Annotated in this window: 20 protein-coding genes; 10 read left to right on the plus strand and 10 right to left on the minus strand. The window is 46.2% G+C overall.

The window, feature by feature from the left end; translation table 11 throughout:
• Positions 1–42: 42 nt before the first annotated feature.
• The 6 genes from C825_RS23830 to C825_RS23855 all read left to right on the plus strand — a co-directional run bounded on the left by C825_RS23830 (position 43) and on the right by C825_RS23855 (position 7,794).
• Positions 43–1,698 carry an AMP-binding protein gene (locus C825_RS23830; protein ID WP_010800457.1) on the plus strand — a complete coding sequence of 552 codons (1,656 nt, stop codon included), beginning with the start codon at positions 43–45 and terminating at the stop codon, positions 1,696–1,698.
• Between the two features lie 14 nt (positions 1,699–1,712).
• Positions 1,713–2,798 (plus strand): glutamate 5-kinase, encoded by a 1,086-nt coding sequence (proB, locus tag C825_RS23835; RefSeq protein ID WP_010800458.1) that lies wholly within the window; start codon positions 1,713–1,715, stop codon positions 2,796–2,798.
• Between the two features lie 134 nt (positions 2,799–2,932).
• On the plus strand, positions 2,933–4,180 hold the full coding sequence (locus tag C825_RS23840) for a glutamate-5-semialdehyde dehydrogenase (protein ID WP_010800459.1): 1,248 nt from the start codon (positions 2,933–2,935) through the stop codon (positions 4,178–4,180).
• A 79-nt stretch (positions 4,181–4,259) separates the two neighbouring features.
• Complete coding sequence (locus C825_RS23845) at positions 4,260–5,213, plus strand: N-acetylornithine carbamoyltransferase (protein ID WP_007654116.1); 954 nt, start codon at positions 4,260–4,262, stop codon at positions 5,211–5,213.
• 193 nt (positions 5,214–5,406) lie between these two features.
• On the plus strand, positions 5,407–6,405 hold the full coding sequence (locus tag C825_RS23850) for an FAD:protein FMN transferase (RefSeq protein ID WP_010800460.1): 999 nt from the start codon (positions 5,407–5,409) through the stop codon (positions 6,403–6,405).
• Positions 6,406–6,504: 99 nt separating this feature from the next.
• Positions 6,505–7,794: an NAD(P)/FAD-dependent oxidoreductase gene (locus C825_RS23855; RefSeq protein WP_010800461.1), complete on the plus strand. Its 1,290-nt coding sequence runs from the start codon at positions 6,505–6,507 to the stop codon at positions 7,792–7,794.
• A gap of 37 nt (positions 7,795–7,831) precedes the next feature.
• On the opposite strand, the gene C825_RS23860 is transcribed toward C825_RS23855, so the two are convergent.
• The 5 genes from C825_RS23860 to C825_RS23880 all read right to left on the minus strand — a co-directional run bounded on the left by C825_RS23860 (position 7,832) and on the right by C825_RS23880 (position 14,140).
• Positions 7,832–9,889: an outer membrane beta-barrel family protein gene (locus C825_RS23860; RefSeq protein WP_010800462.1), complete on the minus strand. Its 2,058-nt coding sequence runs from the start codon at positions 9,887–9,889 to the stop codon at positions 7,832–7,834.
• Between the two features lie 75 nt (positions 9,890–9,964).
• Positions 9,965–10,189, minus strand: a complete 225-nt coding sequence (locus C825_RS23865; protein ID WP_007654122.1) for a hypothetical protein — start codon at positions 10,187–10,189, stop codon at positions 9,965–9,967.
• A 158-nt stretch (positions 10,190–10,347) separates the two neighbouring features.
• Positions 10,348–12,012, minus strand: coding sequence for an AMP-binding protein (locus tag C825_RS23870; protein WP_010800463.1), 1,665 nt, complete (start codon positions 12,010–12,012; stop codon positions 10,348–10,350).
• 109 nt (positions 12,013–12,121) lie between these two features.
• Entirely contained in the window at positions 12,122–13,279 is a 1,158-nt protein-coding gene (locus tag C825_RS23875) for a 6-bladed beta-propeller (protein WP_010800464.1), read from the minus strand.
• Positions 13,280–13,456: 177 nt separating this feature from the next.
• Entirely contained in the window at positions 13,457–14,140 is a 684-nt protein-coding gene (locus C825_RS23880; protein WP_007654127.1) for a hypothetical protein, read from the minus strand.
• Positions 14,141–14,347: 207 nt separating this feature from the next.
• Here C825_RS23880 and mtaB point away from each other — a divergent pair, with 207 nt between their 5' ends.
• The 3 genes from mtaB to C825_RS23895 are packed head-to-tail and all read left to right on the plus strand — an operon-like array spanning position 14,348 to position 17,669.
• Positions 14,348–15,676, plus strand: a complete 1,329-nt coding sequence (mtaB, locus tag C825_RS23885; RefSeq protein ID WP_044215218.1) for a tRNA (N(6)-L-threonylcarbamoyladenosine(37)-C(2))-methylthiotransferase MtaB — start codon at positions 14,348–14,350, stop codon at positions 15,674–15,676.
• A 1-nt stretch (position 15,677) separates the two neighbouring features.
• Positions 15,678–16,559 (plus strand): lysophospholipid acyltransferase family protein, encoded by an 882-nt coding sequence (locus C825_RS23890; RefSeq protein WP_007654137.1) that lies wholly within the window; start codon positions 15,678–15,680, stop codon positions 16,557–16,559.
• 57 nt (positions 16,560–16,616) lie between these two features.
• Positions 16,617–17,669 (plus strand): glycosyltransferase family 2 protein, encoded by a 1,053-nt coding sequence (locus C825_RS23895; RefSeq protein ID WP_010800466.1) that lies wholly within the window; start codon positions 16,617–16,619, stop codon positions 17,667–17,669.
• Positions 17,670–17,891: 222 nt separating this feature from the next.
• Here C825_RS23895 and C825_RS23900 read toward each other — a convergent pair whose 3' ends face one another.
• The 5 genes from C825_RS23900 to folB form a co-directional block, all read right to left on the minus strand.
• Entirely contained in the window at positions 17,892–18,581 is a 690-nt protein-coding gene (locus C825_RS23900) for an HAD family hydrolase (RefSeq protein ID WP_010800467.1), read from the minus strand.
• Positions 18,581–19,225, minus strand: coding sequence for a MarC family protein (locus C825_RS23905; RefSeq protein WP_010800468.1), 645 nt, complete (start codon positions 19,223–19,225; stop codon positions 18,581–18,583). Before C825_RS23905 ends, C825_RS23900 begins: the two co-directional genes overlap by 1 nt.
• Before the next feature lie 171 nt (positions 19,226–19,396).
• Positions 19,397–20,638 (minus strand): PNGase F N-terminal domain-containing protein, encoded by a 1,242-nt coding sequence (locus tag C825_RS23910; protein WP_010800469.1) that lies wholly within the window; start codon positions 20,636–20,638, stop codon positions 19,397–19,399.
• Between the two features lie 6 nt (positions 20,639–20,644).
• A complete protein-coding gene (locus C825_RS23915) occupies positions 20,645–22,081 on the minus strand; it encodes a monomeric [FeFe] hydrogenase (RefSeq protein WP_007654143.1) in 1,437 nt (478 codons plus the stop codon).
• A 56-nt stretch (positions 22,082–22,137) separates the two neighbouring features.
• Positions 22,138–22,500: a dihydroneopterin aldolase gene (gene folB / locus C825_RS23920; protein WP_010800470.1), complete on the minus strand. Its 363-nt coding sequence runs from the start codon at positions 22,498–22,500 to the stop codon at positions 22,138–22,140.
• Between the two features lie 88 nt (positions 22,501–22,588).
• Between folB and C825_RS23925 the strand changes: the two genes are divergently transcribed.
• On the plus strand, positions 22,589–22,969 hold the full coding sequence (locus tag C825_RS23925; RefSeq protein WP_010800471.1) for a bactofilin family protein: 381 nt from the start codon (positions 22,589–22,591) through the stop codon (positions 22,967–22,969).
• Positions 22,970–23,002 lie beyond the last annotated feature (33 nt).

Below are 23,002 nucleotides of genomic sequence, written 5' to 3' on the forward strand. Positions count from 1 at the left end.
TATAAAAGCAACAACGATCCTTGTCCGTTAAATAAATAAATTATGTTAGAAAGATTCTTAGATCAGACGTCTTTTACGTCTCAGGAAGATTTTATAAAGAATTTCAAGATAAAAGTACCCGAGAACTTTAATTTCGGATATGATGTAGTAGATGCATGGGCCGCTGAAGAACCCGACAAAAAAGCTTTGTGCTGGACAAACGACCGGGGCGAACATATTGATTTCACGTTTGCAGATCTGAAGAAATACACCGATCAAACGGCTGCCTATTTCCAGTCTTTGGGGATAGGACATGGCGATATGGTCATGTTGATCCTGAAACGCCGTTACGAATTCTGGTTCTCGATTATCGCATTGCATAAGTTAGGAGCGGTTGTCATTCCGGCAACTCACCTGCTGACTAAAAAAGATATTGTTTATCGCAATAACGCAGCCGATATAAAAATGATCGTTTGCGCCGGCGAAGAAATCATTACCAAACATATTATCGACGCCATGCCGGACTCTCCGACTATCGAGAAATTAGTCTCTGTCGGTCCTGAAATACCGGAAGGCTTCGAAGATTTCCATAAGGGGATCGAAGATGCGGCTCCATTCATCCGTCCGTCTCATCCGAACAGCAATGACGATATTTCACTGATGTATTTTACATCGGGCACGACAGGTAATCCGAAGATGGTGGCACACGATTTCACTTATCCTCTGGGACATATCGTGACCGGTAGTTTCTGGCATAACCTGCACCTCGACAGTCTTCACCTGACGATTGCCGATACAGGATGGGGAAAAGCCGTCTGGGGAAAACTGTACGGACAATGGATCGCCGGTGCGACTGTTTTCGTTTACGATCATGAGAAGTTCACACCAGCCGATATGTTGCAGATGATTCAGGACTACAAAATCACTTCTTTATGTGCACCTCCAACAATCTTCCGCTTCCTGATCCGTGAAGATATGACCAAATACGATCTGTCATCCCTACAATATTGTACGATTGCCGGTGAAGCACTGAACCCTGCCGTATTCGAAGCATTCTATAAGCTGACGGGAATCAAGCTGATGGAAGGATTCGGCCAGACAGAAACAACACTGACAGTTGCAACCTTCCCCTGGATGGAACCGAAACCCGGTTCTATGGGTGTTCCCAATCCTCAATATGATGTCGACCTGATCCGTCCGGACGGAACCCGTGCGGAAGATGGCGAACAGGGACAAATCGTGATCCACACGACCAGTGGCAAGCCTATCGGACTGTTCAAAGAATATTACCGGGATGCCGAACTGACTCACGAAGCCTGGCACGACGGCATGTATTATACCGGCGACGTTGCTTGGCGCGATGAAGACGGCTATCTGTGGTTTGTTGGCCGTGCTGACGATGTGATAAAAAGCTCCGGTTACCGTATCGGCCCGTTCGAAGTGGAAAGTGCCCTGATGACACACCCGGCAGTCGTAGAATGCGCCATCACCGGTGTGCCGGACGAAATACGCGGACAGGTGGTAAAAGCAACAATCGTACTGGCTAATGATTATAAAGAAAAGGCAGGCGAAACCCTGATTAAGGAATTGCAGGATCACGTGAAACGTGTGACGGCACCTTACAAATATCCGCGTGTAGTGGAATTTGTCGATGAGTTACCGAAAACCATCAGCGGTAAAATCCGTCGCGTGGAGATCAGGGATAAAGACAATAAATAACCGTGAACGCTAAGATGACATATCAGTTTAAGCGGATAGCTGTAAAGATAGGAAGTAATGTGCTGACAAGGAAGGATGGCTCACTCGATGTTACCCGTATGTCAGCACTGGTCGACCAGGTAGCCGAACTACACCGGAAGGGAGTTGAAGTTGTTTTAATCTCTTCGGGAGCGGTAGCTTCCGGGAGAAGCGAGGTGAAGCCCGGCAAGAAACTCGATGCCGTTTCAGCCCGCCAACTCTACTCCGCAGTAGGCCAGGCCAAACTGATCAACCGTTACTTTGAACTGTTCCGCGAACATAAGATCGCTTGTGGCCAGGTGCTCACTACGAAAGAGAATTTCGGTAGCCGCACGCATTATCTCAACCAGAAACATTGCATGGAAGTGATGCTCGACAATAACGTGATACCGATCGTAAACGAAAACGATACGATATCCGTTACAGAACTGATGTTTACGGACAACGACGAACTGTCGGGACTGATCGCCACCATGATGGGGATGGATGCACTTATCATCCTGAGTAATATCGACGGCATCTACAACGGAAATCCTGCCGATCCAGCCTCTACCGTTATCCGCGAAATAGACGGTGGAAAACAGGACCTTTCCGAATACGTACAAACCAGTAAGTCTTCGTTCGGACGGGGTGGTATGCTGACTAAATGCAGCATTGCACAGAAAGTTGCCGACGAAGGTATAACCGTCATTATTGCCAACGGGAAAAAGGAAAACATTCTGCCCCAATTGTTGGTTAAAGGAAGTACGGAAATATGTACCCGTTTCATTCCTGCGGCCAAGCCGGTCAGCAGCGTAAAGAAATGGATCGCCCACTCCGAAGGCTTTGCCAAAGGAGAGATACATATCAACAAAGGTACTGAAGAAGCATTGACCGGACCACGTGCGACAAGCCTTCTATTAGTCGGCGTCACAGCCATTAAAGGAGAGTTTGAAAAGAACGACATCGTCCGGATCATGAACGAGAATGGCGTTCAGCTGGGTGTAGGTTGTGCCGGATACGATAGCCATGAGGCTATTTCACTTATCGGACAGCGCGATATAAAACCGTTGGTACATTACGATTATCTGTATCTGGATTAGAGACTAAACATAGCGACCGGTAGTAATCACTCCCCTCTTGAGAGGGGGTAGGGGGTGTGTTATCTTCCGCCATTCACGCAAATTATTACATACCCTCTGCCCCCTCTCAAGAGGGGAAAAAGTTACTATCAAGAATGTCTATTAAGAACCTATTACAGCAGACCGTTGCCGCTTCACGCCAGCTGATCACGCTGAGTGACGAAGCCATAAACCGTATCCTCATCGATACAGCCGGCGAGTTGATGAACCGGCAAGCTGAAGTGCTCGCAGCAAACGAGAAAGACCTGTCCCGTATGGACCCGGCCAATCCCAAATACGACCGTCTGAAACTGACAACCGACCGTTTGGAAGGTATTGCCGGAGACATGCGAAATGTAGCAACACTCCCCTCACCGCTTGGAAAGGTATTAAGCGAAACAACCCGCCCGAACGGCATGGTTATCCGCAAGGTATCCGTCCCATTCGGAGTAATAGGTGTGATCTATGAAGCACGTCCCAACGTGACATTCGATGTATTCTCCCTCTGTTTCAAGAGTGGCAATGCCTGTGTATTGAAAGGAGGTTCAGATGCTGACGACTCTAACCGGGCACTGGTCGGTATCATCCATCAGGTGCTGGAACGTCATGGCGTAAACCCGGCTGTTTGTTGCCTGCTGCCACCTGACCGGGAAGCGACAACCGAACTGCTGAATGCTGTCGGACTGGTGGACCTGATCATACCCCGCGGCAGCAGTTCGCTGATTAACTTCGTTCGTGACAATGCCCGTGTCCCGGTAATCGAGACAGGAGCCGGTATCTGCCATACCTATTTCGACAAGGAGGGAGACAAAGAGAAAGGGCAAGCCATCGTAAACAACGCAAAGACGCGTCGTGTCAGTGTATGTAACGCTTTGGATTGCCTGATCATCCATGAAGACCGGCTCGGCGACCTGCCCTATATCTGCAATAAGTTAAAGGACAGCCATGTAATCATATACGCCGATCAACCGGCTTTCAACTCCCTAGCAGGTTCTTATCCATCGGAACTGCTTCAACCGGCTACGGAAGACAGTTTCGGTACCGAGTTCCTCGACTACAAGATGAGCATCCGTACGGTAGCCAGTCTCGACGCAGCCTTGGAGTACATCGCCCGATACAGTTCAAAACATAGTGAAAGTATCGTAAGCGAATCGGCAGAAGCTATCCGCATCTTCCAGCAACAGGTAGATGCCGCCTGCGTTTATGCAAACGTATCGACCGCCTTCACCGACGGCGCACAGTTCGGATTCGGAGCAGAGATCGGTATCAGTACGCAGAAGCTGCATGCCCGTGGGCCGATGGCATTGCCGGAGCTGACTACCTATAAGTATATTATCGAGGGGGAAGGCCAGATCAGACAGTAGTAAGAAACAGCCTTTGTAGCCTATGTTATCATTCAATTAAATTGACTACATTTGCTATTCATATAAACAGATAAATAACATGAGACATTTCACTTGTGTACAAGATGTAGGCGACCTGAAGCAGGCGCTTAACGAAGCATTCGAGATAAAGAAAGACCGCTTTCAATTCACAGAACTTGGCAAGAACAAGACGCTGCTAATGATATTCTTCAACTCCAGCCTGCGCACCCGCCTCTCCACCCAGAAGGCTGCGATGAACCTGGGGATGAACACGATGGTGCTCGACGTGAACCAGGGTGCCTGGAAACTGGAAACCGAACGTGGTGTCATCATGGATGGTGACAAACCTGAACATTTGCTGGAAGCTATTCCTGTCATGGGTTGCTACTGCGATATCATCGGTGTCCGTTCCTTTGCCCGTTTCGAAAACAAGGCGGACGATTACAATGAAAAGATTATCTCCGAATTCATCCAGTACTCCGGTCGTCCGGTATTCAGCATGGAAGCGGCTACCCGCCACCCGTTGCAGAGTTTTGCCGACCTGATTACGATTGAAGAATACAAGAAGACTGCCCGTCCGAAGGTGGTTATGACCTGGGCGCCTCATCCGAAAGCCTTACCGCAGGCCGTTCCCAACAGTTTCGCCGAATGGATGAATGCAACCGATTACGAATTTGTCATCACCCATCCCGAAGGGTATGAGCTCGACCCGAAGTTCGTCGGCAATGCCCGTGTAGAATATGATCAAAAGAAGGCCTTCGAAGGTGCCGACTTCATCTATGCCAAGAACTGGGCTGCCTATACCGACCCGAATTATGGCCAGGTATTAAGCAAAGACCGCGCCTGGACTGTCGATACGGAAAAGATGGCACTGACCAACAACGCTTATTTCATGCACTGCCTGCCGGTTCGTCGTAACATGATCGTCACCGACGACGTGATCGAAAGCCCGCAAAGCATCGTCATCCCCGAAGCAGCCAACCGGGAAATCTCAGCACAAACAGTATTGAAGAAGATATTGATGGGGTTATAACCTGAAAGAAAACCTGTCCCCGTGCCTGACACGGGAGCAGGTCGGTTATGTCACCTATGGGAAGTCACCACGTCTACCTACTAGGTAGGCAACGTCGACTTACCAGGTAGACAACATTCCCCTTTGAGGGTAGTTGTTTTCAACCCTCCCGAATACCTATTTAATGGTTCATTAGTATATTATTAACAAATATATGAAACATCTATACCTCCTCTCTTTATCCCTATTCTTTCTCCTGACCGGATGCAATCAGCCGAAACAGTATTACGAAGTAACCGGCATGCTTCATACTCCCTATCAAATCAAGTTCGAATATACCGAATCGCTGGAAAATGAAATCAGTGCTGAACTTCAACGCTACTACCATTGCCTTAATCCGTTCGATTCTACCTCCGTCATCTCCCAGGTAAACCAAAACAAAGATATAGAGGTCGATGATCTTTTCATCGAAGTCTTCAATAAAGCGATGGAAGTATCCGGACAGACTAATGGCATCTATGATATTACCTGTGCCCCGTTTATCAACCTTTGGGGATTCGGATTCAGCAAGAGTGATAGTGTTACGCCGGCTATGATAGACAGCATACGTCCATTTGTCGGTTATCAGAAAGTCCGTTTGGAGGGACGGAAGGTTATCAAAGACGATCCCCGCCTTCTGCTGAATTGTTCCTCTTTGGGAGACGGATGCTGTTGCGAAGTTATCGCCCGCCTCTTCGACAGTAAAGGCATCGAAAACTACCTGATCGATATAGGTGGTGAAACGACAGCCAAAGGTGTCAATCCCCGGGGAGAATGCTGGCGTGTCGGGATCACCAAGCCATCCGATGACCCGATGGGCACCAATCAGGAGGTACAGGAAATCGTCCGGTTATGCGGACGCCACGGCCTTGCCACTTCCGGCGACTACCGCAACTTTTACATCAAAGACGGAAAGAAATACGCCCATACCATCGACCCGAGAACAGGTTCTCCCGCCGGACAGTCCGTCCTCAGCGCAACCGTTATCGCCGCCGACTGTATGACCGCCGATGCTTATGCTACCGCCTTCATGGCTATGGGCCGCGAAGAAGCCCGCAAAATCCACCAACAACATCCGGAACTGGAATATATGTTTATCTATGCGGATGAGAATGGGGACTATCGCACGGATTATACGGAAGGATTTAAACAGTATTTGTTTCAGAGGCCATAATCCCTCATAACTCATCCTATAAATCAAGGCCTTCCCCCTATTCCATCCGAACATATTCCGTTTCCGATTGTTCTATTATAAAACATAACATAGAACATCATGGGCTTCAACATCGCAAAAACAAATAAGAAACGCGTAGTCATCATAGGGGGTGGCTTCGGCGGATTAAAGCTGGCCAATAAACTGAAGGGGAGTAATTTCCAGGTTGTCCTGATAGACAAAAACAATTTCCATCAGTTCCCGCCTTTGTTGTATCAGGTAGCATCGTCCGGGCTGGAACCGGGCTCAATCATATTTCCTCTCCGGAAGATATTCCAGAAGCAGAAAGACTTCTATTTCCGGATGGCGGAAGTGAAAGCCATCATTGCCGAACGCAATCTGATTGAAACATCCATCGGTGAATTAACCTACGATTATCTGGTGATTGCCTCGGGAACTATCACCAACTTCTTCGGCAACAAGACCATCGAAGAAAAGGCTTTGCCGATGAAGACAATCCAGGAAGCTCTCGAACTCAGGAATACCCTGCTCTCAAACTTCGAGAAGGCGACAATCTGTACCGACCCGGAGGAACGGCAAGCACTAATGAACGTAGTTATAGTCGGTGGCGGTGCAACAGGTGTTGAAATATCGGGAGTATTGGCTGAAATGAAAAGATTCGTTATGCCCAAGGATTATCCGGACCTGAAACAGTCGGACATGCACATCTACCTAGTGGAAGGTTCTCCCCAGCTACTCGGAGTAATGTCGCCCGAAGCATCAGCCAATGCAGAAAAGTTCCTGAAAGGAATGGGAGTAAACATCATACTCAACAAACGCGTTACTGATTATCAGGACGGGAAAGTGATACTGGACGACAACTCCACCATCGCAACCCAAACACTCGTATGGGTTAGCGGAGTAACTGCCACCCACTTCGAACATATTGATAAAGAAGCGTTAAACCGTGGTGGACGAATAACGGTAAATGAATTTAACCAGATGCCGGGAATGGCAAACGTTTTTGCCATCGGAGATGTCTGCTTCCAAACAGAGGAAGACTACCCAAACGGCCACCCACAGGTAGCCCAGGTAGCAATCCAACAAGGTAACCTGCTTGCCGACAACCTCAAACGGCTGGAATCGGGCAAAGAATTGAAAGCCTTCCATTATCTAAATCTCGGAACACTGGCTACCGTTGGACGCAATAAAGCAGTGGCCGACCTGAAAAAGTTAAAGCTGCAAGGGTTCATTGCCTGGATGGTGTGGATGGGGGTACACCTCCGTTCTATCCTGGGTGTCAAGAACAAACTGATGGTACTGATCGAATGGATATGGAGTTACTTCACATACGACCAGTCCATTCGCCTGATATTGTATATTCCTAAAAAGAAAGTGGGGAAGAGTTAACATTCAGCCCCCTTCCCCACCTATATAGTTTCGTTTATTACAAACTATAGGTCAATGTCAGCCAGGTCACCCGTGCATCCCGGTTGCGTACTTGCTCCATGTGCATTTTGCTTGTATCGATAAGGGTCGTCTCTTCCAGGCCGTCAAAGATATTATTGATACTCAGATTGGCACGCAGTTTACGATGCATGAAATATTGGGAAAGCCCGGCATTCACACTGCTGTGGCTTTTGATTTTACCCTGCGGAGTCAGTTGGTCCGAGATAAAGAAGCCATCCAGCTGAAACTCCGTGGTCGGGGTGATATAGATACTCACACTTCCTTTCAGGTCGGTGCAAACCATTGACTTCTTCTCCTCATAGCCAACCGTTCTGCCATCGATCTCATCTCTGTACACATTACCGGAAAAACCGATATTCAGGATACGGATAGGATTCCAGTTTCCGGAAAGTTCAAAACCCAATGCCTGGCTGTGGCCTATATTCTCTTTCTGCCAGATAGACTCCTCGTTTATCACTTCCATAATCCGGTTCGATTTATTACGGTAATAAATGGCCGGAGAGAAACGGAAACGATTTGCAACCAACAGATAAGACAATTCCAATGAATGAATGAACTCATCCTTCAAATCCGGATTTCCCTGTGACAGATGAGTCGGGTCACTGTAATTGGTGAAAGGACTCAAATCCGCTCCATTAGGACGAATCACGCGTTGCAGATAACTCAATGACAAACTGCCCGCGTTGCCGGTCTGCAAAGAAAACTTTACCCGGGGATACACATGAAAACGAGTATTGCTTTTTTGTGTTTTGAATTTCTGTGCATTGACTTCCGCCTGCAGACCGGCTTCGGCAGAGAAGCGGTCCCAGTGTCTGTCGACCGAGGCGTACAACAAATGGGTATTCCGGTTGAAAGAATAATCGTATGTTTTATCTGCAACGGGAGTCCAGTTATTATCATCCAGGCCGATGTCGTTTGTCTCCGTCCTGTAAGTTTCATCCTTGATACGTCCGATATATCCGGCTTTGAAATACCATTCATCGGCAAACAACTTACTGAAAGCAGCAGAAAAATAATAATTATGCTTGTCCTGATTGATGAACATATTGTCTTTCTTCAGGATAGTTCCGGTTCCCGGCTTCTCATTTTCATAGTAATTGTCCTCATCATAACCGAAGTCATTATAATTGAATGTTACACTCAACTGATCCAACGGATTGGAAAAATAATGGTTCCAACGGGCCTCCAAGGCATAAGCATCCTGACGCTGGTCGTTATAACGATGGCGGGTCATTTGGTTCTTTACACTTCCATCCGGGTTCAAGACCTTATTATTGATTCCCCCATAACGGCTGTAATCCATCAAATGATATAATCCGTAGACAGTCAGCAAGTCTTTTGAAGTCAGGTCATACCCCACACTCAGGTCGGCCAGATGAACATCCGGACGTGCCGATGCATTATTATTCATGATGGTTGTACCGGCATCCGTTTTTGTCGTCTTGTCAAACGAACGTTCGCGGTATTCCTTCCGATAATTATATTTCCCAATGATATGAAATTTCCCCGGATGCAGATTTACGATTGCCCCGGCATTATACCGTTCCTGCAATCCCGCTCCCAACGTCACCGTCAGCGGTGAATCCGATTTTGTATAATTAGTAGAGGAAAGGTTCAGTACACCGGCATCCCCATCAGGCACCAGCGAAATATCAGGCAAGGCAGACATTGATATCCGGTTGAAAAATAAAGCTGGCAACTGGATAAGGACATCTCCGCTATATTCCTCCAGCAATCCGTAAGGAATACCATTAATCAGCATCCCGGCTTTACCCGACCCGCGATAAGTGACTCCCCCTTCGATATCGGTCACCAGCGAAGGCATTTGCCGGAAGGCCTCCGACACCGTGCCCGTCATACTGCTCAGGTTCTTGTCTACCTGAAGACGTTTAACCTCACCGCCATTGAGACCGGCAATACGTTTACCCTGTATTTCCACATTCTGCAACTGCAAATTCATGTCAACCGGGGTCTGGGCATACATCGTATGACTCAACAATGCGACAACTGGGATAATGATTCGATTTCTTTTCATATTGAATACCGTTATAAACAAAAAAAGTCTGTATGTTTGAGCATACAGACTGTCCTTTTAACTGATTACTGAATATTATTCAGCAGGAGCAGCTTCTGTTTCAGTAGCAACAGCAGTTGAATCGCCTTCAGCAGGAGCAACTTCTTCTGTTACTGTTTCTTCTTCAACAACTGCAGGAGTAGTTTCTTCTACTGTAGTTTCTGTTTCAGCTACTTCAGCATTTGATTCTGCAGATTTGTTACCACATGATGTGAAAGAAACGGCTGCAACGATAGCAGCAAATGCAACTAACTTTTTCATTTTGTCTTTAATTTAAACGGTCTATAATATCTTCTTGTTGTTGTAAAACGATGCAAATGTATGTATTAATTATATATGTTGTACAACATAAGATGCTTTTTTTTCAATTATTTTTTGCAACAAGCGTAATAGACTGTTAATCAAGACATGGATACGTATCAGTAGTTGCTATACAAATACCTCTTGATACTCTTCTTCGGTGTTTTTTCAAACTCTGTCGGGTATAATTGTATTTCTGAAACAACTTCATAGGAAGCCAGCTGCTTATTTAACTCAACCCGGTTCTGTTCCATAATGACCGGCAGGTCGGTATGGGATATTCCGGTACCGTCTACCGTATCGTAATCCGGATAGACCAAAGCTACCAGCTTGCCGTTTTTCTCGATAACGATACTTTCCATGACGAAAGGCAGGTTATTGATTTTCGACTCAATCTCTTCCGGATAGATATTCTGTCCGCTTGCTCCCAGAATCATCGTCTTGCTACGGCCCCGGATAAAGATACGGTTATCCGCATCAATCGTTCCCAGGTCGCCGGTATGAAGCCAGCCGTCTTCGGTAAAAGCATTCTTTGTCGCTTCTTCATTTTTATAGTAGCCTTTCATTACATTCTCACCCCGGACCTGGATTTCCCCTACCTTATTATAGGGGTCATCAGAATCGATACGTACTTCCATGATTCCTTTCAGGACTTGTCCGCAGGAACCGGGCACATATTCATAATTGTGGTCGTAGCTAATCAGCGGCCCGCATTCAGTCATTCCGTAACCGATAGTAAACGGGAATTTGATTTTATACAGGAAATCGCTCACTTCCTGGTTCATGGCAGCTCCACCGACAATCACTTCACGGAAGCGTCCTCCCATAGCATCCACCAGATGTTTACGAATCTGGGCATAAATGCGCGAATCCAGCAAAGGAATATTCAACGCCAGCTTCATCGTTGTTTTGCTCAACTGCGGAAGAATCATCTTTTTGTATATCTTTTCAAGAATCAACGGAACGGTCAGAATCAGGTTCGGCTTTACCTCTTCAAATGCTTTCAACAAGATTTTCGGAGAAGGAACTTTTCCCAACATATAGACATGGGCACCTACCGCCATCGGTACGAGGAAGTTGAAAGCACAGCTATAGGCATGTGCCAACGGCAGGAAGCATAATTCGCGGTCGCCACGATACATCAAATCGAGGGTCTTGGCATAAGTTACATTTCCCGCCAGATTATTTCCGGTCAGCATAACGCCTTTACTGAAACCGGTCGTACCGGAAGTATAGTTCAGCAGGACAACCTTGTCGTTATCCAGTTCGGCATATTTTATATCGCTCTTGCTGAATCCCTTCGGATACTTTTCCGCCATCTTCTCATCCATCGACTTCATCAATTTCTGAATGCTTTCGCCGTCACGCTGATGCAGGCAACGGAAATCGGAAAGAGAGAATACACCGCGTATCTCTTCTATCTTATCCTCTTCCAATGAATCCCAGATACGGTCGCTGACGAACAGGAAGACCGATTCGGAATGATTGATAATATGATGTACGTCGTTCGGATTGAAATCTTGCAAGATGGGGACTATGATTGCACCATACGTAACAGCCGCCATATAGACAATACACCAGCGGGCACTGTCTTTACCGATCAGAGCGATTTTATCTCCCCGGCGTATCTGACATTCCTCAAACAGGATGTGGATACGGGCTATTTCCTTCGCTACATCCTCAAATGTAAAAGTGACGTTCTTGCTGTAATCTGTCAGTGCGGGTAACGACCAGTTTTCCTTGAAACTGTTTTCGTATATCTTAATGAAGTTTTCTTGTATCATAGCACAGATGCTTATATTTCGTGCAAAAATACAGACTATCCGGCAGATACACAACAGACAGGCTGAGTTTAACCCTTACCCGGTCAAACTCAGCCTCTGTTTGATTTCTTTATTTCTTATGCTTTATCAGCATAATCACCGGATTCGCTTCCTCATCCAAGGTCGCTGCAATTTCTTTCAAACGGCCTTTCAGCTGTCCTTTTTCGTAAGCCTCCGTAAGGTCAGAGGCTTCTAATGACAGACTGACCGGTATTTCTTGATTTTTAGGCTTCGAGAAGAAAGAGACCTGTTTCTTATTCGAGTAATCAGCATTACATATAGTATAGTTGAAGATTGCTTTTTCCTGCTTGTCATACACCAAATCGGTACCGGGAAATCCTTTAAACGTTTTATAGTCCAATTCTTTCTTCATAGTCCGCATGAAATAATAGCGGTCGGTGATAATGGTTGGGAAAAGAAAGACTTCTACTTCCATGGATTGTATGGAGGGAGTCCTGACAATAGAAGGAGTTAGATTGCCCTTCGGCAAATAGTTGTACACAGTATCGGAAGATGTATTCACAAGCACCCAATGATCCTTGGCTGGAAATGTCATATGAAACTCAGGCGTTACAACCAATTCATCTTTCATCACAACCGGTGTCTTCATCTCTTTAAAGGGAATTGGTATTTCCTGGGTGACACTTCCGTCCTGCTTTGAAAACAGTATATGGCATGCTTGCCTGTTTTCTTCCGGCGTTCCGTAGTATTTCTTATAAGTAATCAGATGCTCCCGGTCGTAATCGAATACATCGTCATAATGACTGTTATCTGCAAATTTGAAACTTCTTTTAAAGTTTCCGGATAAGTCATATGTCAATATCTTCTTAGTATAGTCTACGACAAACAATTCGTTATTATCTTCATCCAGAATAATCCCTGAAATACCGGAATATTCCTCAGCTCCTTGCCCCAGACGGTTTATCTTTCGCAGGCCTTTACCTGTTTTCCTGTCAAAGACGAAGATATTTCCATCGTTCCGGTTTCTTACCAGCAGGAATTCCATACCGATAGCTTCCACAATACCATGAGTGATAAACTCGTCAGTGGTTTCCAGCGGAACGTATTCCACATCCATTATATCCTGGAGAATCAGTTCCTTTTCAGGGTAGCTGGCAGTGACATCGACGGTGATAATCTCGTCATTTTGGGAACCGGACTGTTGGCAACCAGTGCATCCCCCTATGAAAAAGAGGATAATTACCAGATTTACATTTAGTTTCTTCATTTCTTTCTGTTTGTTGTGAATACTAATTACGAACGACCTTACGTTTGCACGAATAAATCGTACGAAATATACGTACTTTATGGCGAATAAACAACTTAATATGTAAAATGGCATGCAGAGAGCATCTATATCTGCCCAATCTGCATGCCATTCTACATATTTCCTCTTTATTACCTGTTAACCCGGAATAACGGTCAATTCATTCAAATCTATTTCATCCAGTTTCTTATTCACAAAGAAAGGACAATAAAACAGTAAATCATTCATACCTTTTATCTTCTCGAAGCCTAGCTTTTGAAAATAAGAAGTCAATTTGCTGAACGCTTTCTTTTCATTCTTTTCAAGTCCTTTATACCAGTTCTTGTCTTCCCAGGGATCTTCACAAATACAATGTTCTCCCTCTAACTGCAAGGGGAAAGGATAAATAACGAACAAACCACAAGCCGTGCTAAAATGGAAGATCGTATCTTTAATTACTTTCTTAGAAATTCCGTATCCCCTATATTCAGGAATAAGTACCAATCTATCCAATACGCAAACATTGTTATTCATACAACACTCCGGATATTTTTCTATTATGGACTGTTTGAAAATATCCAGGTCCGACTCTGGCTCAAGATCCAGGATCTGCCCCAGTTCTCTATTCATATCCGCTAATTCAGCAAGGTCATACTGATTTTCCAGTGCCTGACTTAATAAAATAACTTTTACACAAGATTTACCAATCAGCACACTATCTCCCTCATTATCGGCATCTTCAGCATAGATATCAATAAATACAGTTTGAAAATATCTCTCACCTTCCAATTCACCAGTTCCTGAACTAAAGGAATACTTAAAACTTAAAAATAACTCTTTCATATCGTATCATTTATTAAATTGTTACAAATTTAGCAGAAAGCTTTTATAATAGACTTAGATAATCAATATTTATTATTCGCCACACCATTTATAAAACAGCGCATTTCATAAAACCCGACCCAATAACGAGATTACTGAAACCACACAAAACACCAACAATCTACATGTCAATAATTTTAATTACATTTGCGCGATAATTCAATCGCAATGATAGACAAAACCGTATTTGAAAATAAAATAGCTGCTTATTATACCCTGGGCTGTAAGCTCAACTTCGCAGAGACCTCCACCATCGGGAAGGTATTGGCAGAGCAGGGCGTACGTAAAGCCCGTGCGGGTGAAAAAGCAGACATCTGTGTCGTAAACACCTGCTCGGTAACGGAACTGGCCGATAAGAAATGTCGCCAGGCCATCCGTCGCATCAGCAAACAGCATCCGGGAGCCTTTATTGTTGTGACCGGCTGTTACGCGCAGCTCAAACCGGAAGAGGTGGCCCATATCGAGGGGGTCGACCTGGTTTTGGGCGCAGAGCAAAAACTGGATATATTAATGTATCTGGATGACCTGAAAAAGAAAGAAGAAGGCGGCGCAGTCGTTGCCTCACAAACTAAAGATATACGGACCTTCTCCCCTTCCTGTTCGGCAGACGACCGTACGCGTCATTTCCTGAAAGTACAGGACGGATGCGATTACTTCTGCTCCTATTGTACCATTCCTTTTGCCCGCGGACGAAGCCGCAACGGCACAATCGCCAGTATGGTGGAGCAGGCACGGGAGGTAGCTGCCAAAGGTGGAAAAGAAATCGTGCTGACCGGAGTCAATATCGGCGACTTCGGCAAGTCGACGGGCGAGACTTTCATCGACCTGATTCGTGCACTCGACGAAGTAGAAGGTATCGTGCGTTACCGTATTTCTTCCATCGAGCCGAACCTCATTACGGACGAGGCCATCGACTTCGTAGCCTCCAGCAAACGGTTCGCCCCTCACTTCCATATCCCTTTACAGAGCGGAAGCGACGAGGTGCTGAAACTGATGCGCCGCCGTTACGACACGGCCCTTTTCCGTCATAAGATCGAGAAGATTAAAGAAATCATGCCCCACGCCTTTATCGGGGTGGACGTGATTGTCGGGACACGCGGCGAAACGGACGAGTTCTTCGAAGATGCCCGCAACTTCATCAACAGCCTGGACATCAGCCAGCTGCATGTATTCAGCTATTCGGAACGTCCGGGAACACAGGCGTTGAAGATTGCCCATTCGGTCGACCCGAAAGTAAAACATGCCCGCAGCCAGCAACTGCTGGATATTTCCGACAGGAAACTTCATGCTTTCTACGATGCCCATATCGGCAGCCAGGCGGAAGTTTTATTCGAACATACCCGCAAAGACGGCCGGATGCACGGCTTCACAGAGAATTATATTAAAGTCGAGATACCTTACAACAGTTCGCTGGTAAACGAAACCCGACGGGTGACGCTGACCGGATGGAACGAAGACCGTACCGCATTAAATTGTGAATTAGTAACTATCGGTTGATATGTGGAATAAAATTCAATACGGATTAATCTTTGCATGGGCCAAGCTGCATGCATTTTTACCGATGTCGGTACTGTATGTACTGTCCGATATCCTGTATGTACTAATCTATTGGGTGATTCGTTACAGGATAAAAGTAGTGCGCCGCAACCTGGAAGCCTCTTTCCCCGAGAAATCGGAAATAGAATTACGCCGGTTGGAAAGGGCCTTTTACCATCATTTTGCCGACTATATTGTCGAGACAATCAAACTGGCGCATATCTCTCCCGAAGAAGTATTGCGCCGTGCCCATATCAAGAATCCCGAAGTGGCAACCCGTTTGCAGGCAGAAGGACAAAAAACAGTGATGATGCTAATGGGCCATTACGGCAACTGGGAATGGTTCAGCGCCTCCAGCCTGGTATATACCGATTCGTGCCTGTGGCAAATCTACCGACCGTTAAATAACAAAGCTGTCGACCGCCTGTTCATTTATCTGCGCACCCGCTTCGGTTCTTATGGAATGAAGAAGAACGACACGGTACGCGACATGATGACGTTGAAGAAAGAAGGCAACAACAACATCGTTATCTTCATAGCCGACCAGACACCCAGCAAGGCAAACCTGCATTACTGGACTACCTTCCTGAATCAGGATACCGCTATGCTGAACGGTGCGGAACGTATCGCCCGTAAACTGGATTTGCCGGTCATCTTCCTGGATGTACAGAAAGTGAAACGCGGCTACTATACAGTCGAAATGAAGCTGATGACCGCCCATGCCAAACAGACTGCCGAGAACGAGATTACCGAATCATACGCCCGCATGACGGAAAAGATGATTCTCCGCAATCCGGCCTATTGGCTCTGGACACATAAACGTTGGAAATATAAACGGGAGTAATCCCCTCCCCTCTCGAGAGGGGAAACAGTTACAACCAGTCACTATAATAAATATATCATGACAAATAATACGACTTCCTCCCCCCATCTGTCAACTAAAAAAGTAGCCATCGTCATCCTTAACTGGAACGGTGCGAAACTAATGGAAGAATTTCTCCCGTCGGTAATAGCATACAGTCCGGCAGAAGAGGCAGAAGTAGTCGTGGCCGATAATGGTTCTACCGACAACTCGATAGCCCTGTTGCAGGAAAAGTTCCCTTCCGTCCGCATTATCCGGCTGGATAAGAACTACGGCTTCGCCGAAGGATACAACCAGGCACTCAAACAACTCGACAACGAATATACCGTCCTGCTGAACAGTGATGTCGAAGTAACCCCCGGCTGGCTCGACGCACCATTGGCTGCCCTTGAGGCCGATGCCACCATCGCCGCCGCCCAACCCAAGATACGGGCACAGCGCAACAAGGAATATTTCGAATATGCCGGAGCGGCCGGCGGTTATATGGACATTTACGGGTATCCTTATTGCCGGGGACGCATGCTCCATGTCGTAGAAAAAGATGAAGCCCAATATGATACGCCTGCCGATATCCTCTGGGCAACAGGGGCCTGCCTGTTTATCCGTACCGCCGTCTATAAGGAAATAGGCGGCCTCGATGCCGGTTTCTTTGCCCATCAGGAGGAGATAGATATGTGCTGGCGGTTACGTTCGCGGGGGTATCGGCTGGTATGTACGCCCCAATCGGTCGTTTATCATGTCGGAGGGGCGACTTTGCAGGTGGAGAGTCCCCGCAAGACTTTCCTCAACTTCCGCAATAACCTGCTGATGCTTTACAAGAACCTTCCCGAAAAAGACCTGAAGCCTGTTATGCGTGCCCGCTTCTGGTTGGATTATATAGCTGCTACAAAATTCCTGTTATGCGGCCATATTCAAAATGCCAAAGCTGTATATGAGGCCCGTAAAGCCTTTTTCGATATGAAACCGGAATATGAAGAGAAACGCAGGGAGAACCTGGCAAAGACAACGCTTCCGATTATCCCGGAACTGATGCGCAGCAGCCTAATCCTCGCTTTCTATTTGAAAGGGAAAAAGAAATACTCCGACCTTTAAGTTCTTTCTTCATAATATCTAAGTGGAAAGGATATGACATCTAACCTTTTTTGTCAGGACTTTTAGAAAAGAAAGATTAAGCATACATATATGTAAGGCATGCTTTACATATCCGAAAGTTTAACCTTACATATTTGTAACGTATATATTACATATTTAAAAGTCATAACAAAAGGGATTAATTGTCAGGACCCAAAAGGATAAAACCAGTAATGAACCGGCTTAAGGAAGCAGAGAGATAATATCCCACAACGAATCGACAGTAAAGAACCGCGGGTTTACGACAGGCTCATCCACCTTTTCATGTTCCCAGGTGGTGTGGTAAGGAATATGAACGGCATAACTGCCAAGTTCCAAAGGCGGGAGGATATCAGAACGGACAGAGTTGCCAATCATCAGAAATTCTTCGGGACGAATATCCAAATGCTTCAACAGCAGACGGTATTCACGGTCGGTCTTATCGCTCATGATCTCGACGTGATGGAAAAGATGCTCGATACCTGAGCGGCGCAGTTTCTGTTCCTGGTCGAGCAAGTCGCCTTTGGTCACAACAATCAGACGGTAACGGCCAACCAACGCATTCAGTGTCTCCTCCACTCCATCCAGCAGTTCTACCGGCTTGGTGAGTTGTTCCTTTCCCAGGGCCAGGATTTGCTCCAGTACGTTTGCCGGGACTTTACCGCCGGTAATACAGATAGCTGTTTCCAGGACAGACAAGATATAAGCCTTTACCCCGTAACCGTAAAGAGGCATGTTGCGGCTTTCCGTACGGAACAGTTCAGCCGAGACAGTTTCGCCGTCTACATAGGGAGCAAGCAAAAGACGGAGTTTTTGCTCCGTCTCCAGAAAATAAGTTTCGTTTACCCAAAGTGTGTCGTCGGCATCGAAGCCGATCACCTGTATTCCTTCCATTATAAATTAGCTTGTTGCAATATGTCAATCATTATTGGTTTGAAACCGCTTACAAAACATTCCACGGCAATCACCATCAGGATAAGTCCCATCAGACGCATCATCACGTTGTTGCCCGTCTCACCCATATATTTGTTCAGCCGAGTGGATGCCCGGAGGATCAAGAAGGTGATAAAGTAGACCGAAGCAATCACGCTTACCAGCAATATCTTCTTTATCAGCGTATTCGCATCTTCCATCAGCATGATACCGTTGGCGATTGCACCAGGGCCGCAAAGCATCGGGATGGCTAGCGGGGTAATAGAGATATCGTTCACATACGTCTTTACCTCTTCATCCTTCAGTTTTGCCTTGGAATAACGTGCCTGAAGCATGTCGAATCCGATGGTAAAGATAATAATACCGCCGGCAATACGGAAACCGTTTGTAGAGATACCAAAGAACTTGAACAGGAACTGCCCCGAGAAAGTGAAAACCATCAGAGTGATAAAAGATACGATGGTGGCACGGCGCACAATGGTTTTGCGTTCATCGTCACTCATCCCGTTAGTCATCGTCAGGAAAACCGGCATAGTACCCAACGGGTTTGTCAGGGTAAAGAAAGAAGTGAAGCACAAGAGGGCAAAAGGGAGTAAGGTATCCATAATATGCTAGTTTAAAGTTATTTCATAACAAAGATCAAGCGACTGATGGTAACTGTTTCCCCTCTTGAGAGGGGATAAGGGGTGTGTTATAGTTCTGCCTAAACACTTGCTTTAACACACCCCCTGCCCCCTCTCAAGAGGGGAACAGTTACTCCTGTCACTAAATTGTTTCTATTCATCCCAGACTAAATAAGCAGATACCAACCAATGGTTCAATTTATTGCCATCTATCTCCTGAGCTTCGGGGATGCTTACGGTAAATGTGTGTTCGCCCGGTTGGATATCGGTCAATTCGACTTCCTCAGGCATCACATCGGAACCCGGACACCAGTTGGAACGTGAAAAATCGGAAGAAGCGACAGGCTCTTCCACTTCTTTCTCCGCATATCCTTTCTCTCCGATATAAGAGGCCAGACGTTTCTCCAACCACACGCCCGTTGCCGGATTGAAACGGCGGAAAGAGGCACAGTCATTACGCCACGGGATAAAGTTCAGCACTTCTTTGCCATCCACAGAAATAATATTGCGCTTCTGTACAAACTCGTCGCCACCACTATGACCACCATGTCCGGTAACGATATATTTCAGACGCACGTTCTTTGCTCCTTCCGGAACGGTAAAGCCGGTCGACACATCTTTACGGGCAAAAATATCAGGATAAGACTGACCGATATAGTAAACCGTATTCATCAACGGTTCCACATGTCTTTTAGGCAATGCGTCACAGGTTATATCCGATTCGTCCACATCAATTGTAACACTGGCAATATATCCTTCGGGAGTCCAGGTATCGATAAAGACACCTACATAAGCCCCGCCTTCCAGCAAAGGATACAGGTCGGTGATATTCTGCTCCCAACTCACACTATCGGCCCACTGGTCGATATAAACAGGCTTGCGTTTGCTACTCAGGCTATCGTCTGCACTGCTGTAATGACCGACACCGAACGGGGTCATAAAACGCATCAGTTCGACAGTCGGTTCATAATCCTCACCGGAAACAATACCAATCAAGTTTTCCAATTTCGTACTGTCTACTGCAGGGAATTGCTTCTCTCCTTTTGCTATGTTCAGCAGATTGATAGCCGACTCTTTGGGAAGGATGAAACAGGAACCGGACTTATCCCAACGGTCACCGTTGGAGGCGATTGTTACTTTCAGGTTCACGGAGACATTGCGTTTATAGTCGGGCAATGTAACCTTCTTCAGGATGATACGTCCGTTTACCAGATGGTAGATACTATCTGCTCCCGGTTCACTGTAACCGGCATACTGGTCCGGGGCGAACTTCACCGGAGTGTCGTGAAATACCTGCACGGAATAATCTCCCATCGCCGGTAATTCCCGGTGGTCGCATGCTGTCAACAGCATCGCACCGGCCAATGAGAATGATACTAAGATTTTCTTTGTCATTGTTGTTTAGAATTTAGTAAGTTCCTTAATCAACTGCTTCTGTCCGGTTACTTTATCGGCGTGAATACAAGGGCCGGTTACACACCCGCCTTCGCAGGCCATCACTTCGATAAACTGTGCCGGAGCCTTTCCCGTCTTGGCATAAGCACGAAGCAGGGCGACGTTCTTCTTTGTCAGGTTAGCTACCTGTACGGCATTTACCTGTTCTTCTTTCAGATAGACTTTCACGGCATTTATCACACCGCCGCTCTGGGCAAAGCCATGTGCTTCACGCACGGAATTATAGAGGACGGAGAACGGTTTCGCTTCTTCCACCTTTATACCCAGGCCTTCCAGCACCGAACCGATTTCCTCGAAAGTCAGCGTAAAGTCGACTGCCGGGTCCATCTTTACTTCTTTACGTTTAGCAACACACGGGCCGATGAAAACGACTTTGGCGTCCGGATGTTTTTCTTTCACGAGACGGGCCGTATAATACATCGGGGAACCGGTTGAAGAGATATATTTCTTCAGGTCCGGAATATGTTTCTCTGCCAGCTGGACATACGACGGACAACAGCTGGTCGTCATGAACGGTTGTCCTTCTTCCAGCTTTTCCTTCAGTTCTTCCGCTTCCCGGCGGGTCGTTTCCATCGCCCCCTGGGCGACTTCCACAATCTCCTCAAATCCCATTGCCTTAATCGCTCCGTACACACTTTCCACCGGTGCACTGAATTGTGCCAGAATGGAAGGGGCCACGATGGCAATCATCTTCTCCTTATTGCGCAAACGTTGCAGTATATCAAACACTTGTGAGATTTCGAAGATAGCACCGAAAGGACAGGCATTGATACATTTCCCGCAGTAGATACATTTTGATTCGTCGATATGCTCCACGCCGTATTCATCTTTGCTGATAGCCTTGACCGGGCAAACTTCTTCACAAGGAATCGGTATATAAACAATTGCATGGTAAGGACAGTTCTGGTGGCATTTGCCGCAACTGATACAAGTGTCATGGTCAATCCGCGCCTGTCCGTTCTTTTTGAACTGGATGGCGTCTTTCGGACAGTTCATATAACAGCTACGCGCCACACAACCACGGCAGAGGTTCGTTATTTCATAGTTTACCTGTACACAGGAGGAACATGCTTCATCCACCACGCACATCAGGTTCTCTTTCTTGTTTTCCGAACGGAGCAGCGCCCGTTTAGCATACTCGGAGAGCGGTGTCAGTTCGTCAACTTCGTCCTGCATATCAAAACCCAGAAGAGGAAGTGTCTTGTATTTCCATACGGCACGTTCCTTATGAACGCAGCAACGGCCTATTACTTTCGATTTACGGGGACTCAACTCTATGGGCAAACGGTCAATCTCGTCGAGCAGACGATTTTCCTTCCAAAGTTTAACTAACTTCGCCATCAATCCGTGGCGGACAATCATTACGTTGTTGGTAAATGCCATGGTGCTTTGTTTATTTGTGCTTTAAAAATGCAAAGATAGAGAAAGTTATCCAAATACTAACCGTAGCTCTCCCTTAGAATTATAGAGGCGCTGTAAACATCGCCTCCAAAAGGCGGGTTCAACTTGGAGAGTTTCAGTTCGATAGCCAGAAGTTGCGGAAAAGTATCCTTCAAGGCTGCCAGGATACGTCCCGCCGCATGTTCCAGTAATTTGGAAGGGATAGCCATTTCACGCTTTACAACTTCGTAGACAACGGCATAATTTATCGTATCTTCCAGGTCATCGCTGGCTACCGCCTTTTCAAGGGGAGCCGTCAATACAAGATTTACCACAAACGTATTGCCGACACGTGTCTCCTGCGGGGAGACCCCATGACAGGCGTAAAATTTCATGGTTTCCAGTTCTATTTGTACTGTCATTTTTCGTTATTTTATCTGTAAAAGTAGATAAAGTAAACCTATCTGCAAAAAAATAGTCTATATTTGCGATTAAGCAAACAAACTATTTATGATGGGAATAAAACAAAAAGATGAAAACTCTGCCGGTGGCCTACATAACACCCTCGCCGCCGGAACAAACGTAAAAGGTAATATTATTACAGAAACCGATTTCAGATTAGACGGACAGGTAGATGGCGACATCAATTGCAGTGGAAAAATCGTAGTGGGTCCAAAAGGACGTGTAGTAGGCAACATTATTTCTACCAATGCCGAAATTTTGGGCGAAGTGGAAGGTTCTATACGTATCACAGAAAAACTGATACTAAAAGCTACCGCCAACATTAAAGGAGACGTGTTTACCCAGTCGCTGGAAATAGAGCCAAATGCCCGTTTCAACGGAGTTTGCAACATGTCATCCGATATGACAAAGAAAACAAAAGCCCAGTAATTTACCGGGCTTTTTACTTTTATAGCCTGTTAC

The sequence above is a fragment of the Parabacteroides sp. ASF519 genome, assembly GCF_000364265.2.
Lineage (GTDB): Bacteria > Bacteroidota > Bacteroidia > Bacteroidales > Tannerellaceae > Parabacteroides > Parabacteroides goldsteinii.